A 15353-nucleotide genomic window follows, 5' to 3' on the forward strand; every position below is an offset into this window, starting at 1 on the left:
GATATAAAAATGTTTAATTCGCAAAAAAGTTCTTTACCTTAGTTGACAAATTTTGCACTATTTGTGACTTATCGCAAATAATTGTGATTAATTTTGTTCTTAAAATCCTACAATTGTTAAAACCACACATAAATATTTATTATAATGAAAGCTGAGAAACCACTTATATTAGTGACTAACGATGATGGTATTTTGGCTCCCGGAATTAGAGCTCTAATCAGCGTCATGGAAACCATAGGCGATGTCATTGTTGTTGCTCCAGACAAACCCCAAAGCGCAATGGGACACGCCATCACAGTCAACAATACTTTGTTTATAGATAAAATCTCCAAAGATGATGACACAATTGCAGAATACAGTTGCTCTGGAACTCCTGTAGATTGTGTAAAACTGGCAGTAAACGAAATCTTAAAACGCAAGCCCGATTTATGCGTTTCGGGAATAAACCACGGATCGAATTCTTCTATTAATGTTATTTATTCGGGAACCATGAGTGCCGCTGTTGAAGCTGGAATTGAAGGCATTCAGGCAATCGGATTTTCTCTTTTAGATTTTGATTGGAACGCCGATTTTGAACCGATTAAGTCTTTCGTAAAAAAAATTGCTTTAGAAACCCTGACAAACAAACTGCCTCCAGGAGTAGTTTTAAATGTCAACTTCCCAAAATTAAAAGAATCTGAAATTAAAGGGATTAAAGTTTGCCGTCAAGCGAAAGCCTACTACGCGCAAAAATTCGATAAAAGACAGACTCCTTTTGGAAAAGATTATTACTGGCTTGCAGGCAAATTTGTAAATGAAGACAAAGGCGAAGATACCGATGAATGGGCTTTGGCAAACGGATACATTTCAGTAGTTCCGGTACAATTTGACTTGACTGCCCACCACTCTATTCAGCAACTTAATACTTGGAAATTAAATGACTAAAGAAATACTAATCGGTTTTTTAATCGGAATTTTTACGGCTCTTTTAGGAAGCTATCTATTCATCACATTTTTTACCACATTTGACATTTCACAAGGATTTCAAATGATTCGAGAATACGGATATCTTGGAAAAATAATCACTTTAGGAACACTTTTAGATCTTGGCGTATTCGCTATTCTTCTTAAAAGAAATAAAGAATATATGGCTCGAGGCGTAATTTTAGCCGTGATTGTATTGGCAATTTCTACATTAGTTATTTAAATCTTATCTTTGCTAAGTTCCCTTTAGGAGTTACAAATTAGCACATTTACAAAAAAACCAACATGAAGTATTACATAATTGCAGGAGAAGCCTCTGGAGATTTACATGGTTCAAATTTAATGAAAGCATTATATGTTGAAGATCCGGAAGCTGAAATTAGATTTTGGGGAGGAGATTTAATGCAGAAAGCAGGCGGAACTCTAGTAAAACATTATCGCGACTTGGCTTTTATGGGCTTTATTGAAGTGGTTTTCAATTTAAAAACCATTTTAAACAATATTAAAATCTGTAAAAAAGACATCACAGAATTTAAACCAGATGTGATTATTTTTATTGATTATCCAGGTTTTAATATGCGTATTGCAAAATGGGCAAAGGAACTAGGCTATAAAACGCATTATTACATTTCTCCGCAAATTTGGGCTTGGAAAGAAAACCGAATTAAAGCCATCAAACAAGACGTTGATAAAATGTATGTTATTTTGCCTTTTGAGAAAAGTTTCTACGAAGACAAACATCATTTCCCTGTAGATTTTGTTGGGCATCCGCTTATTGATGCGATTCAGAATCAACCTGCTTTTGATGAAGCTTTGTTTAGAAAGGAAAATAATCTAGGCGAAAAACCAATCATTGCTGTTCTGCCAGGAAGCCGTAAACAGGAAATCACCAAAATGCTTAGTGTGATGCTGAGCGTGGTAGATGATTTTCAGGATTACGAATTTGTTATTGCGGGTGCTCCAAGTCAAGAATATGAATTCTATCAGCAATTCTTAAAAAACAAAAACATCGCATTTGTTTCAAATAAAACGTACGATTTGCTTCGTTCTTCGACAGCTGCATTAGTGACTTCTGGAACTGCAACTCTTGAAACAGCTCTTTTTAAAGTGCCAGAAGTAGTTTGCTATAAAGGAAGCGAAGTTTCATATCAGATTGCAAAACGAATTATCACTTTAAAATACATTTCTCTCGTCAATTTGATTATGGATCAGGAAGTTGTGACCGAATTGATTCAGGGAGATTGCAACAAAAAACGAATCAAAGAAGAGCTTCAAAAATTATTAGAGCCTAGTCATCGCAATAAAGTGCTGCAAAATTACGATATATTAGAACAAAAACTTGGCGGAGTTGGTGCAAGTAAGAACACTGCAAAACTCATTGTTGCCGATTTAAAACAAACTAATTAATCTATTTTGAAAAGAATACTCCTTTTTCTGCTTTTAGCGATAGCTTTTACTTCTTGTAAATCAACCTCTTCGGTTGTAACCAAAAACGAATTCAAAAAAGAGAGTAAAAATTTAGCCAATCATCTTGTAGAAAAAGCAACTGACAATATTGGTGTACGCTACAAAGCTGGAGGAACTACAAAAAGCGGATTTGATTGTTCTGGATTGGTTTACACTACTTTTGAAAGCGAAAGCATCAATCTTCCGAGAAGTTCTTATGAGCAAGCAAAAATTGGTAAAGTTATTCCGTTAAATGATGCTAAAAAAGGTGATTTAATTTTCTTTAAAACCAACAAAAGCAGACAGATTAATCATGTTGGATTAATTACAGAAGTCAATTCTGATGAAGTAAAATTTGTGCATTCTTCTACTTCAAAAGGTGTAATTATTTCTTCTACAAAAGAGCCTTATTATAAAAACTCTTTTGAGCAAGTAAATAGAGTTCTTCCGTAAAAGAATATTTTTTTATTATTTTTCTTACAAATAATTAATACTTTTATGCCATGAAAGTATTAGATTTTCCGTTAGTAAAAATTACAATTGCCTTTACGCTTGGTATAGTTGCCTCATATTATCTGCATTTTTCTGTTTCGACAATTACTTTTTCGGTCTTATCAGGCTTCACTGCATTTTGTATAGCTTTCTTTTGGCATTTTAAATACAATAAGAAATCTATCTTACTTGGAGTTTTAAGTTACTTTTTATCTTTCTGTATCGGCGCTTTTACAATCATTAGCCACACCGAAAAACTTCAAAAAAACAATTACACCCATTTTAAATCTGCATTTGAAAAAAAACAATCCCTCACCTTAATTCTTAGAGAAAAACTAAAAAGCAATGATTACAGCGATCGATATATTGGCCTTATAAAAACAATTTCAGGGAAAACATATTCAGGCAAAGTAATTGTAAATGTTCAGAAAGACAGTATTCAAAATCGTTTAATAATAGGGAATAGTATTAAACTTGAAACTGTACTTCAACAAAATAAGCCAAATAAAAATCCGAATCAATTTGATTACAGCCGTTATTTGGCAGACAAACAAATCTATGCACAGATCTATTGCCAGAAAAAAGAAATTTTGGTCAACAAAACAATTCAAAAAGACATTTGGTATTATTGCGCCAAATTGCATTCCAGAATAATTTCAAATCTTGAAAAATCTAAATTTAATAACGCTGAAATGAATGTTGCTTTGGCCTTAATTTTAGGTCAGCAGCAAGAGATTTCACAAGATATTATTCAGGATTATCAATATTCTGGAGCAACACATGTTTTATCTGTTTCGGGGCTTCACGTGGGCTTTATAATGCTTTTCATTGCTTTTATTCTTAAACCAATTCCAAATACAAAAAAGGGTTCTTTTATAAAACTAGCCTCTATTTTAATTTCCTTAGCTGGTTTTGCCATAATTTCTGGATTATCGCCTTCAGTTTTAAGATCTGTGGTTATGTTCTCATTTGTTGCAATTGGAAATCATTTACGCCGAAATGGCAACATTTATCATACCTTATTAGTTTCTATTTTATTGATACTGCTTTTCGAACCGTATTTTCTATTTGATGTTGGTTTTCAATTAAGCTATATCGCATTGTTTTTCATTCTTTGGTTGCACCCTATTTTAAAAAACATCTACAAACCAAAACACAAGATAACAGTTTATATTTGGGAAGCTCTCACCGTTTCTTTTGCCGCACAAATTGGTACTCTTCCTTTATGCCTTTACTATTTCCATCAATTTCCGGGCTTGTTTTTTGTCACCAACATTATTATACTTCCAGTTTTATCATTTATTATGATTGCCGGAATTGTCGTCATGATTGTTGCTATTTTTACCAGTCCGCCGTTGTTCATGACAATGATTTTTGAAAAAAGCATTTATTTGCTAAATCTCATGATTCACGCTGTAGCATCTGTCGATTCATTTGTTATTAGAGACATCAGTTTCAATTATTATCATTTATGGGCATTTTCACTCTTTATAATTGGCACAATAATTTGGGTTAAAAAACCAAGCTTTAATAAACTAACATTAGTTTTGGGTTCCGTTATTTTAGTTCAGCTTGCTTTTATTTTAACGAAAATAGAAACCGAAAATAAAGAAGAATTAATTGTCTATAATGAAAAAAACAATACGATTATTTCTGAGCGTTTTGGAAAAAACATAATGCTTTTCACCAGAAATACTGCTGACAAAAGCATCAAAAGAAGGAATATAAATTCTTATTTGGTTGGAAATTCAGTTACACTCTCTAAAATCAAAGAGATCAAAAATGTGCTTTACTTTAAGAAAACCAAGATTTTAATTATTGACAGCACTAAAACTTTTCCAGAAAAAATTAAACCAGATATTTTAATACTTACTCAAACCTCAAAAATAAACCTGGACCGAGTACTGGAAAATATTCATCCAAAAGTTGTTATTGCAGATGGTTCAAATTCCAATTCAATTCAGAAATATTGGAAAAAAAGTTGTCTTAAAAAAAATATCCCTTTCCATTCAACAAAAGAAAAGGGATATTATCAATTATAATTTTATTCTGGATTTAAAATCGAATTAGATTCAGAAATCCAGGATTTAACTCCAGAGCCTGTATAAGCAATAAGCCCTAATTTATTAAAATTTGTTTTCCCTTTTCTGACCGTCACTTCAGAAAAACATACTTGAGGAATATCTTCGATACCAAAAGCGTTCTTCAACATTAAATTTTGTTCTTTAACGGCATCAGAAGCTGAAGGATCCGAAAGGTCCAGTTTTACTAAGATAACATTTTTGCGCGACCATTCTTCAAAATCACGCGTTGCGAAAACTTCATTTTGCAGGTGAGGACTTACTCCTTGAGCAGTAAAGAAAATCAATAATGGTATTCTTTTTTCTGCACTCACAGTTACAGCATCGTTAATGTCGGTTTTCCATATTATATTTTGAGAATTCATACAAAATGGACTTAAAAACAGCAGTAGGATAAGTAGATTTTTTGGCATATAATCTTGGTTTTGGTTATGTTAATAAAACTAAAATAATACAAAAACAGAATCCAATAAAGATTTTAAGCGATTAAAAATCAAGTTGTAAGAATTAAAATCAAATTGACAATATATGCGCTATTTTTTAATAAATGTAAAATAAACACTATTTAAAATAATCAAATTCTCTATTACTGAGTTTAAGAGCAAAAAAATCCCCTTCTGAAAAACAGAAAGGGACTAAAAAAAATTAAAATAAAAGTCGAATGAAATCGTTTACTATTCTACTGGATGCAAAATTGCATTTGATTCTGCTATCCAAGCTTTTGCTCCTCCAGGTTTATAGGCTATTTTCCCTAAGGCGCTAAATGTCGTTTTGTTTTTTCTTACTGATGCCATTGCGAAACATACTTCTGGAAGATCTTCAACTCCAAATGCATTTTTCAATTTTACATTTTGTTCGCGATCGCTATCTGAAGCATTCATATCAGATAAATCTAATTTTACTAAGACCACGTTGTCTCGTGACCATACAGCAAAATCAGGTGTTTTAAAGATTTCGTTTTGAAGATTTTCTGGTACACCTGAGGCAGTGAATAAAATCAGCATTGGTTTTTTCTGGTCATTACTTATAGCAATAGCATCTGTCATGTTTGTTCTCCATGCTAAGTTTTGTGCTTGCATCATAAATGAACCTAAAAAAAACAGTAGGATAAGTAATTTTTTAGTCATATAAATTGGTTTTGGTTAGATTAGCAAGACGAAATTAACATTATATTTTAGTTATCCAAATTTTATTAGCACAAAAAATATATTATGTGTTTTTTTATATATAATAAAATATAAAATATTCAATTTAAGGATTTTTTCTAAAGAATTTTTCCTACTAAACAAAAAAGGTCTCTTACAGTGTAAGAGACCTTTTCATTATCTTTTAAATACAATTTATAATTTTTTCGGATGCACTATTTCCTCTGCAACAGTTAACCATGCTGATGGTCCACCGGCCACATATCCTGTTTTACCAAGACCTTTAAAGTTAACCCTCCCATCTTTTGTCTCTGCACTTGTGAAATAAACAGTTGGAAAACCTTGAATTCCAAAAGCTTGCTGCAATTCATTATTCTGGCTTTTAAGTTCTGGGGTCTGCGCAACAGATCTAGGATAATCCAATTCAACTAAAACCACATTATCTGTTGCCCATTTTTTAAACTCAGCAGTCTTTAAAACTTCATTTTGCAAACGAATACACCATCCGCACCAATCACTACCTGTAAAGAACATAAGCATAGGTTTCTGTTCTTTGTTACTCACAGTAATTGCTTCTCTAACATCTGTATACCATTTTAATTCTTGTGCCTGAAGATTTGCCGCGCTAACTAAAAATAAAGCAATAAGTACTATTTTTTTCATATTGGGAAATTTTAAACAAATTTATGCAAAAACTAATTACAATATAATTATTTAACTTCTTGCATTAATTTTCTAATCAGTGGAGTAAAAACAATTAAAACAATTCCAGCAATTAAAGAATACAATGCTAATTGATAATATCCGTCTGTATAAGCAATAAGCTTAGACATTAATGTAGTTCCAGTATTGGCATTAGATATTTCTGCTCCCAATTTCCCAGCAGCAAACTGACCAAATGCACTTGACAAGAACCATAATCCCATCATCATTCCAAACAATCTTTTAGGTGATAATTTGGTAATTACCGACATTCCTATTGGCCCAATACACAATTCTCCTAGTGTATATACAAGATATCCTAAAGCAAAAACATCTAGAGAACTTAATCCATTGGCATCAACAAAAAATCTAGCAGAGTAAAAAATAAAAAAACCTGCCGCAAGCAAAACAAATGATAAACCAAACTTAATAACGGTATTAGGTTCAATTTTTCGCTTGGCCATAAAAATCCATAACAATCCTACCAATGGACTAAAAATAACAACATATAATGAGTTGACACTATTATTTACCACATTTGGATCAATATTAAAAAACAACAGTTTGTTAGATAAATTATCTTTTGCAAACAACGACAATGAACCTCCAGATTGCTCTGAAATTGCCATAAACATAAAGTATCCAAAAATGAACACAAATGCTGCTAAAAGTTTTCGTTGCTGTTTTCGATCCTTTAACATTATCAGCTCATATGCAAAATACAGTAACGCTACTATTCCCATAGTATACATAAAGTACTCCGTAAAATCAGAATTGATTACCATTATGTAAACTAATGGTATTACAACAAAAGAACCTACATAAACCGCTATTTCATAAAGATTACGTTTTTTAGGCGCCTTATTTTCTAACGGAGAATTTCCAATTGGAGCTAAATGCTTTTTAGTCAAAAGAAAAGTTATAACCCCTATGATCATAACAATTGCAGCAGAAAGAAAACAAAGGCTCCAAGAATAGTTCTTTCCTAAATAAATAGGAATAGCTCCACCAAGCATTCCGCCAATATTAATTCCCGCATAAAACAGCCCGTAACCTGCATCACGACGACCATCGTTTTCATGATACAATTCACCTACCATTGAAGATACGTTTGGTTTAAAGAAACCTGTACCAATAATAGAAAGCGTTATTCCATAATAAAAGAAATCGTGAGGAGAAGCTGCAATAAGCAAATTGCCCAGAATCATCACAATTCCACCAAAAAGAAGCGATTTCTTAAAACCTAATATTTTATCAGCAAAAATTCCGCCAATAAAAGTGAATGCATATACAAAAGCCTGAATTGCTCCATATTGCAAATTTGCTTTTCCTTCCACTAGACCTAATTGGTCTACCATAAAAAAAGCCAAAACCCCTCTCATTCCGTAGAAACAAAAACGTTCCCACATTTCAACCAAAAATAAGTACCACAATTGTTTTGGGTACTTACCCTCAAAATTTTGAATTTCTTCTAAAGTAATATTGTTTTCCATTTTTTATCTAACACCGTGCATTAATTTTTTCAATAGTGGTGTTAAAGCAAATAATAAAATTGCAGCAATACCTGTCAGCACAACAAATACCATAAAGAATTCATATAAATTATGGATTTCAAATCCAGCAAAAATCGGATTTTGTGCACTAATCTGATGATGATCCAACAAAGCCAATTGGTCTGCTGAAAGCGTTATTTTTTTATCTAAAACCGCTTGAAGATCGATTCCTAATTCTTTTGCTTTTGCAAATTTATCACCAGTTGCAGGTAAGATAGAACCTAAAGTTCCTCCTAATGCATATCCTGAAGCATTAGACAAAAAGAATACTCCGTATAATAATGATGCAAAACGTTTTGGAGATAATTTACCAACCAATGATAAACCAATTGGAGACAAACATAATTCAGCACATGTATTTAAGAAATATAATAAAATCAACCATTTTAACAATAACCCAGATGTTCCAATATAAGAAACTTGAGTCGCAATCATGAAGAAACTCACAGAAATAATTACCAATCCTGCAGCTAATTTTACTGGAGAAATTGGCTCTTTCCCTTTAGCTCTCAAAGTGTCCCAAAGAACACTGAAAGGAACAGCTAAAAGCACAACAAACATTCCGTTAAAAATCTGAACCATCGATGGTGGCATTGCCCATCCAAAGAAGTGTCTGTCTGTTTGGTTATCTGCAATAAAAGTTAAAGAAGAACCTGCCTGCTCAAACGCCGCCCAGAAGAAAATAATAAAGAACGACACGATGTAGATTACATAAATTCTATCTCTTTCCACTTTAGTCAAAGACGTGTCTGAAATAATTAATCCTGCTAATGCCAAACCACTTGAATAAATCAAAGTATAGATCAAGTTCTGACCAACCACATAGTGGAAAAAGAATCCTAAAGCAACAAAAGCAATTCCTGCACCAATAAGGGCTTTAGTAGAAAAGTTTGCTTGTTGCGCTTCTCCTTCTTCAAAGTCTGAAGCATCATTTTTAGAAGGAAGTCCTCCTAATGGTTTTCCTTCTGGAGAAACCACATATTTATTTTTTAAGAAATAGAAAAGAACCGTTCCTAACAACATTGCAGTAGAAGCTGCCAAGAATCCCCATCTGAAAGCGTGGATATCTCTAATTCCGCCTGCATCTTTAACATCTCCTAATAAAGGACAGATAGACTGACCTAAAAATGCTCCGATGTTAATTCCCATATAGAAAATAGTAAAAGCACTATCTAATTTTGTTTTTTCTTGTTTTGGATACAAACTTCCAACCATACTAGAAATGTTCGGTTTGAAGAATCCGTTACCAAAAACAATTACTCCTAAAGCAGAGTACATGATGATTTTTGCTAAACCTAAATTAGATCCAAAAACACTTCCGCTGGTAAACAAAAGCAATTGTCCTATTGCCATTAATAATCCTCCAAGTAGAATACAATTTCTGTTTCCTAAATAACGGTCAGCAACAAAACCACCTAACATTGGCGTTAAATAACAAAGTCCAAGAAAACCTCCATAAATTAATGACGCTTCCTCTTCCTTCATCAATAATGAATTCACAAGAAATAAAGTCAATAAAGCTCGCATTCCATAAAAATTGAACCGCTCCCACATCTCCGTCCCAAACAATACCCAAAGCCCTTTTGGATGCGCAGTTTTTACTTGATTTTCTCCCATATTATTCGTTTATTTAATTAGGTTAAATTATTTTTGGATTATAGATTTTCTTTGATAAAGTTGGTCATTTTAGTATAAAGTTGAACTCTCGTTTTTCCACCATAAATACCATGGTCTTTATCTGGGTAAATTTGAGAATCAAATTGCTTATTTGCCTGAATTAAAGCTTCCATCATCTGCATTGTGTTCTGAACATGAACGTTATCATCTGCAGAACCGTGAATCAATAAGAACTTCCCTTTCAATTTATCAACGTGATTTATTGGAGAGTTTTGGTCATAACCACTTGCATTTTCCTGCGGAGTCTGCATGTATCTTTCTGTGTAAACACTGTCATAAAACCTCCAGTTTGTAACTGGCGCAACAGCAATTGCCATTTTGAAAACATCGTTCCCTTGGAAGATACAGTTAGAAGCCATAAATCCACCATAGCTCCATCCGAAGATTCCAATTCTTGAAGCATCAACATAAGGGTAAGCACCAATTACTTTTGCTGCATCAATCTGGTCTTCAACTTCATATTTTCCTAGTTCCTTCTGAGTTACTTTTTTAAAATCAGCTCCTTTATAACCCGTACCTCTTCCGTCAACACAAGCTACGATATAACCTTGTTGTGTTAATGAAGCAAACCAGTAATCATTAGAATTATTCCATTGATTTGCTACTTGTTGAGATCCTGGACCTGAATATTGGAACATGAAAACAGGATATTTTTTTGAAGGATCAAAATCTTTTGGTTTTAAAATCCATGCATTTAGTTCGTTTCCTTTAGCCGTTTTTAAAACAAAATACTCTTTTAAAGGAAGGTCATATGCTTTCAATTTATCAGCAAGAGCCTGATTGTTTTCGATAACCTGAATTTCTTTTCCTGTTTTAGCTTCGTTTAAAGTATACGTTGTAGGCTGTGTATTACTTGAGAAAGTTGTAATAAAATATTGGAAATTTGGACTGAAAGTCGCTGCACTTGTTCCTGTTTTTGAAGACAAACGCACTTTATTCTTTCCATCTAAACCAATTCTGTAAAGATCTCTGTTGATAGAACCATTTTCTGTAGATTGATAGAAAATAGTTTTTGTTTTTTCGTCAAAACCATAGTATGAAACCACTTCCCAGTTTCCTTTTGTAACTTGATTTTTAAGTTTTCCGTTTTTGTCATATACATAAATATGATTAAAACCATCTTTTTCACTTGTCCAGATAAAACTGTTGTCTTTTAAGAAAGTTAAGTTATCAGTAATATCTACATAAGCTTTATCTTTTTCATTTAAAACCACTTTTGAGTTAGCAGTAGTACCATCAATAAACAGTATATCTAAATTATCTTGATGACGGTTTAAAACCTGTGCAGAAAGCACATTGGCATCATTTGTCCATTGCATTCTCGCAATGTAGAAATCATTATATTTTCCTAAATCTACTTTTTTGGTTGCTCCCGCAGCTACATCATAGATATGCAACGAAACTTCCGAGTTCTTTTCTCCTGCTTTAGGATATTTAAAAGTTTCAATTTTAGGGTACAAATCTTTATGGAAAATTGACATTGAAAATTCAGGAACCTGGCTTTCGTCAAAACGAATATAAGCTACTTTTTTACTGTCTTTACTCCAGTCAAAAGCACGTACAAATGCAAATTCTTCTTCGTAAACCCAGTCAGTAATACCGTTTATAACCGCATTTTTCTTCCCATCTGTTGTTATAGGCGTAGATTTTTTTGAAGCTACATCATATACATATAAGTTATTTTCTTTTGCGTAAGCAATTTTAGTTCCGTCAGGTGAGAAAGTTGGTTCTTGAATCTGAAAATCAACAAGTTTAACCAATGATTTTGCTGCGATATCATAAAGAAAATAATCAGCAGTAAATGAGTGACGAAAGATTTTATTAGTATTACAAGCAATTAAGATCTTTTTTTCAGAAGCATCGAAAGTATAGCTGTTAATTCCGCTAGCAAGTTCTTTATAGTTTTTAGTATCGATAAGATTTGATACTTTTTTCAGTGTAGCAAAATCATATAAATCAATCTGCATACTTCTGCTCGCTTGATCAACATTTAAAACAGTATATTGATTTGTATTTTTTAGCGATTGTAGTTCATCCATTCCTTTAGCCCGGAAAGTACCACTAAAAACATTTTCGACAGTTATCTTCTGCTGTCCAAAAACAACTGCAGTTAAGAATAAAAGTACTGCAGTAAATTTGCTTGTATTCATTAGAATTATTTTAAATATAAAAAGAGCCCAATTTTAGTAAAAAAAATAAACATAATACACATTTTAAGTGTTAAATGTTAAAAAAAATAACGATTGCGTACTTTCATGTCTGAAATAGATTGCAATCAAAACTCTTAAAATAGTATCTTTGCCGCAACAATATTATTTAATACATTGAGAATGAACAACGCTGTTGCTGGATTTTCTAAATTATCCAAAAAAGAAAAAATTAACTGGATTGCAAATGAGTATTTTTCAAATCCTGAAGAGGCGCAAAATATTATAAGAAATTACTGGAATTCAGACCAAAAGCTTCAGCAGCTTCATGATGAATTTATAGAAAATACTATTACAAATCTTTATATCCCACTTGGTGTTGCGCCTAATTTTTTGATCAACGGAAAATACAAAACCATCCCGATGGCAATTGAAGAAAGTTCTGTAGTAGCTGCAGCTTCTAAAGCAGCAAAATACTGGTCAACAAGAGGCGGATTTAAAGCTACAATTATAGATACCGAAAAAATTGGTCAAGTCCATTTTACTTATAGTGGAGATGCCGAAAAATTAACTCAGTTTTTTGACCAAATCAAGCCAAAATTCTTTTCAGAAACGCAAAGCATTACCAAAAATATGCAACAGCGTGGCGGCGGTATTCTAGATGTCAAATTAAAAGACAAAAGAAGTTTACTAGAAAACTACTATCAGCTTCATGCTACTTTTGAAACCAAAGACAGCATGGGAGCCAATTTTATAAATTCTTGTTTGGAGCAATTTGCTACCACTTTAAAAGAAGAAGCTCAAAATTCTGACTTATGCCAAAATGGTGAAAAGCTGGAAGTTGTAATGAGCATTCTTTCTAACTATGTGCCTCATTGCCTTGTTAGAGCCGAAGTTTCTTGTCCAATAGAAGATTTAGCGGAAAAACACATTACAAATCCTCAAGAATTTGCAGAACGTTTTGTTCAAGCCGTACAAATTGCAGAAATAGAGCCTTTTAGAGCTGTTACACATAACAAAGGCATCATGAATGGTGTTGACGCCGTGATTCTAGCAACAGGAAATGATTTTAGAGCTGTAGAAGCTGGCGTACATGCCTATGCTTCCAGAAATGGTCAATACGCAAGTTTATCGCATGCCAAAATAGAAGACGGAATTTTTACTTTCTGGCTAGAAATCCCTTTGGCAGTTGGTACCGTTGGTGGCTTGACTTCTTTGCACCCTTTAGTGAAACTGTGTTTAGAAATTTTAGAAAAACCATCTGCTCCAGAATTAATGCAAATTGTTGCTGTTGCTGGTTTAGCACAAAATTTCGCAGCGTTGCGTTCCTTAACTACAACAGGAATTCAGGAAGGCCACATGAAAATGCACCTTAATAATATTATTAATCAATTTGAAGCTAGCGATGAAGAACGTCATTTAATTAAAACGCACTTCAAAAAAATAGCCGTTTCTCACAGCGCTGTAGTAGAATTTATTGAGAATTTAAGAAAATAATTTGAAGCTAATCCCGCTATCCGTTTCAATCTTTTGCTTTTCTAAAGAAAAAAAGCAAAAGGATTTCCACTTCTATCGGGGCTAAAAAATAAAGCATGAAGAATACCTTTTACAGTAACGGAAAACTTTTTATCGCTGGTGAATATCTAGTTTTGGATGGCGCAGACGCATTTGCGCTACCAACAAAATTTGGTCAGGATTTAGTGATTGAGGACTCAGAAGACAAACAAATCGAATGGAAAAGTTACGATTATGACAAACACCTTTGGTTTGAAGAAACTATTTCATTTGACGAAGTTGTAAAAGGTTCAGATCCTCATATTGACAATGTAAAATCAACTTTAGTTAACATTCTGCACGAAGCTTATATTTTAAATCCAAAATTTATTGATAATGCCAACGGATATAAAGTTAGCACACATTTGACTTTTCCAAAAAACTGGGGCCTGGGAACTTCTTCTACTCTTATCAATAATATTGCACAGTGGACTGAAATCAATGCTTTCACTCTACTAAAAAATAGTTTTGGCGGAAGTGGCTACGATATTGCGTGTGCACAAAATAACACGCCTATTTTATACCGTATAAAAGATAATTTCGTAAAGCAAGTTGAATTTAGCCCAGATTTTACAGAACATCTTTATTTTGTTTATTTGAATAAAAAACAAAACAGCAAATCGGCAATATACTCTTACAACAACCACAAAGGCAATCATCTAGCAGTTAGCGTTGCAGAAAACAATAAAATCACAAATGAAATTCTTCATGCCAAAACATTAAAAGAATTTGCATCGGCGATTCAGAAACACGAAATTCATCTGAGTAAGGTTTTAGAAATGCAGACCATAAAAGAGGCTGTTTTTCCGGATTTTAATGGTGTAATTAAAAGTCTTGGAGCTTGGGGCGGAGATTTCATTTTGGTGGTGTCAAAAGAAAACCCGAAAGAATATTTCTTTAATAAAGGATACGAGACTATTCTGACTTATGAAGAAATGATCTTATAAATCATTTCAAAAAAGTTATTTAGTTTACTTTTTTACTGTTCTTAACCTCTTTTGTCTCTAAACGGCGAACAGATTTATCTTGTTCATTTGACTCTATAAGTCTATTATGCAAGCGTTCTGCCATTTTTTCGATGCTGTTGGTGATTGAATCGTAAACTACTTCCATTCGACGATGTTTTTCTTCTTTTACTGCTCTTAAGACATCCTCCACAAAGATTTTATCATATTTCTCGGCAACCGAGTCATGTGTATTGGTTAATCTAATCACGTTATCGTTGCTCAAAATAGTAACTTTAAAATGCTGTTCTTCGTTACTCAAATAATACTTCCCACCCAATTCATCAACATTGATGTCGGTGCTGCCTACTTTTAAAAGCTCGATAATAATACCATAAATATGACTTTCTATTTTGGTATATACTCTCTGCTTTCTTCTAAAAAATTTAAAAGTAAAAAACATTAAATGATTGGTTATTAAAGCTTTTGTTTTTAGAAATTTATTCTTCTATATTTTATTGTGCGGCAAAAGCCAAAAATATGTTAAAGTTAAAAATCGAGCAAATTAACTGTAATAATTTGAAAATCACAAGTTTTTTAAATTAAATTTCGATAATCCCTATATACTTTAAGAAAATTAACACAAAGT

Annotated in this window: 14 protein-coding genes; 7 read left to right on the forward strand and 7 right to left on the reverse strand. The window is 32.8% G+C overall.

The features are described 5' to 3' along the window. The first annotated feature begins 144 nt into the window (after positions 1 to 144). The 5 genes from surE (at position 145) to ABXT06_RS00185 (ending at position 4943) form a co-directional block, all read left to right on the forward strand. Positions 145 to 924: a 5'/3'-nucleotidase SurE gene (gene surE, locus ABXT06_RS00165; RefSeq protein ID WP_111426051.1), complete on the forward strand. Its 780-nt coding sequence runs from the start codon at positions 145 to 147 to the stop codon at positions 922 to 924. After that, complete coding sequence (locus tag ABXT06_RS00170) at positions 917 to 1186, forward strand: hypothetical protein (RefSeq protein WP_354588942.1); 270 nt, start codon at positions 917 to 919, stop codon at positions 1184 to 1186. The genes surE and ABXT06_RS00170 overlap by 8 nt, the downstream gene beginning before the upstream one ends. 62 nt (positions 1187 to 1248) lie before the next feature. After that, positions 1249 to 2370 carry a lipid-A-disaccharide synthase gene (lpxB, locus tag ABXT06_RS00175; RefSeq protein WP_111367702.1) on the forward strand — a complete coding sequence of 374 codons (1122 nt, stop codon included), beginning with the start codon at positions 1249 to 1251 and terminating at the stop codon, positions 2368 to 2370. A gap of 6 nt (positions 2371 to 2376) precedes the next feature. Further along, positions 2377 to 2862 carry a C40 family peptidase gene (locus tag ABXT06_RS00180; protein ID WP_354588943.1) on the forward strand — a complete coding sequence of 162 codons (486 nt, stop codon included), beginning with the start codon at positions 2377 to 2379 and terminating at the stop codon, positions 2860 to 2862. A gap of 50 nt (positions 2863 to 2912) precedes the next feature. Continuing rightward, positions 2913 to 4943, forward strand: a complete 2031-nt coding sequence (locus ABXT06_RS00185; RefSeq protein WP_354588944.1) for a ComEC/Rec2 family competence protein — start codon at positions 2913 to 2915, stop codon at positions 4941 to 4943. Between the two features lie 2 nt (positions 4944 to 4945). Here the strand turns inward: ABXT06_RS00185 and ABXT06_RS00190 are convergent, their stop codons facing one another. From ABXT06_RS00190 to ABXT06_RS00215, 6 genes are all read right to left on the reverse strand, one after another. Further along, positions 4946 to 5395 (reverse strand): thioredoxin family protein, encoded by a 450-nt coding sequence (locus ABXT06_RS00190; RefSeq protein ID WP_354588945.1) that lies wholly within the window; start codon positions 5393 to 5395, stop codon positions 4946 to 4948. A 261-nt stretch (positions 5396 to 5656) separates the two neighbouring features. After that, positions 5657 to 6109 (reverse strand): thioredoxin domain-containing protein, encoded by a 453-nt coding sequence (locus ABXT06_RS00195; protein ID WP_111367694.1) that lies wholly within the window; start codon positions 6107 to 6109, stop codon positions 5657 to 5659. A 213-nt stretch (positions 6110 to 6322) separates the two neighbouring features. Further along, positions 6323 to 6790, reverse strand: a complete 468-nt coding sequence (locus ABXT06_RS00200) for a thioredoxin family protein (RefSeq protein WP_354588946.1) — start codon at positions 6788 to 6790, stop codon at positions 6323 to 6325. Positions 6791 to 6837: 47 nt separating this feature from the next. Next, positions 6838 to 8322 (reverse strand): peptide MFS transporter, encoded by a 1485-nt coding sequence (locus ABXT06_RS00205; RefSeq protein ID WP_354588947.1) that lies wholly within the window; start codon positions 8320 to 8322, stop codon positions 6838 to 6840. Positions 8323 to 8325: 3 nt separating this feature from the next. Next, positions 8326 to 9999: a peptide MFS transporter gene (locus ABXT06_RS00210; RefSeq protein ID WP_354588948.1), complete on the reverse strand. Its 1674-nt coding sequence runs from the start codon at positions 9997 to 9999 to the stop codon at positions 8326 to 8328. A gap of 38 nt (positions 10000 to 10037) precedes the next feature. Next, the gene (locus ABXT06_RS00215; RefSeq protein WP_354588949.1) at positions 10038 to 12209 is read right to left on the reverse strand and encodes a S9 family peptidase; all 2172 of its coding nucleotides are present in this window, start codon (positions 12207 to 12209) and stop codon (positions 10038 to 10040) included. A 180-nt stretch (positions 12210 to 12389) separates the two neighbouring features. Between ABXT06_RS00215 and ABXT06_RS00220 the strand changes: the two genes are divergently transcribed. Together ABXT06_RS00220 and ABXT06_RS00225 are read left to right on the forward strand one after the other, a co-directional pair. Beyond that, complete coding sequence (locus ABXT06_RS00220; protein WP_354588950.1) at positions 12390 to 13703, forward strand: hydroxymethylglutaryl-CoA reductase, degradative; 1314 nt, start codon at positions 12390 to 12392, stop codon at positions 13701 to 13703. Positions 13704 to 13798: 95 nt separating this feature from the next. After that, positions 13799 to 14707, forward strand: a complete 909-nt coding sequence (locus ABXT06_RS00225) for a GYDIA family GHMP kinase (protein ID WP_354588951.1) — start codon at positions 13799 to 13801, stop codon at positions 14705 to 14707. Between the two features lie 19 nt (positions 14708 to 14726). Here ABXT06_RS00225 and ABXT06_RS00230 read toward each other — a convergent pair whose 3' ends face one another. Beyond that, positions 14727 to 15167 (reverse strand): hypothetical protein, encoded by a 441-nt coding sequence (locus ABXT06_RS00230; RefSeq protein WP_201998900.1) that lies wholly within the window; start codon positions 15165 to 15167, stop codon positions 14727 to 14729. Between the last annotated feature and the right edge of the window lie 186 nt (positions 15168 to 15353).

It is taken from the genome of Flavobacterium sp. UW10123 (assembly GCF_040538975.1).
Lineage (GTDB): Bacteria > Bacteroidota > Bacteroidia > Flavobacteriales > Flavobacteriaceae > Flavobacterium.

Coding starts and splice junctions, on each gene's coding strand:
- ABXT06_RS00225 (WP_354588951.1), top strand. CDS start 13,799: ATGAAGAATACCTTTTACAGTAACGGAAAACTTTTTATCGCTGGTGAA.
- ABXT06_RS00215 (WP_354588949.1), bottom strand. CDS start 12,209: ATGAATACAAGCAAATTTACTGCAGTACTTTTATTCTTAACTGCAGTT.
- ABXT06_RS00195 (WP_111367694.1), bottom strand. CDS start 6,109: ATGACTAAAAAATTACTTATCCTACTGTTTTTTTTAGGTTCATTTATG.
- ABXT06_RS00200 (WP_354588946.1), bottom strand. CDS start 6,790: ATGAAAAAAATAGTACTTATTGCTTTATTTTTAGTTAGCGCGGCAAAT.
- surE (WP_111426051.1), top strand. CDS start 145: ATGAAAGCTGAGAAACCACTTATATTAGTGACTAACGATGATGGTATT.
- ABXT06_RS00210 (WP_354588948.1), bottom strand. CDS start 9,999: ATGGGAGAAAATCAAGTAAAAACTGCGCATCCAAAAGGGCTTTGGGTA.
- ABXT06_RS00185 (WP_354588944.1), top strand. CDS start 2,913: ATGAAAGTATTAGATTTTCCGTTAGTAAAAATTACAATTGCCTTTACG.
- ABXT06_RS00190 (WP_354588945.1), bottom strand. CDS start 5,395: ATGCCAAAAAATCTACTTATCCTACTGCTGTTTTTAAGTCCATTTTGT.
- lpxB (WP_111367702.1), top strand. CDS start 1,249: ATGAAGTATTACATAATTGCAGGAGAAGCCTCTGGAGATTTACATGGT.
- ABXT06_RS00170 (WP_354588942.1), top strand. CDS start 917: ATGACTAAAGAAATACTAATCGGTTTTTTAATCGGAATTTTTACGGCT.
- ABXT06_RS00220 (WP_354588950.1), top strand. CDS start 12,390: ATGAACAACGCTGTTGCTGGATTTTCTAAATTATCCAAAAAAGAAAAA.
- ABXT06_RS00230 (WP_201998900.1), bottom strand. CDS start 15,167: ATGTTTTTTACTTTTAAATTTTTTAGAAGAAAGCAGAGAGTATATACC.
- ABXT06_RS00205 (WP_354588947.1), bottom strand. CDS start 8,322: ATGGAAAACAATATTACTTTAGAAGAAATTCAAAATTTTGAGGGTAAG.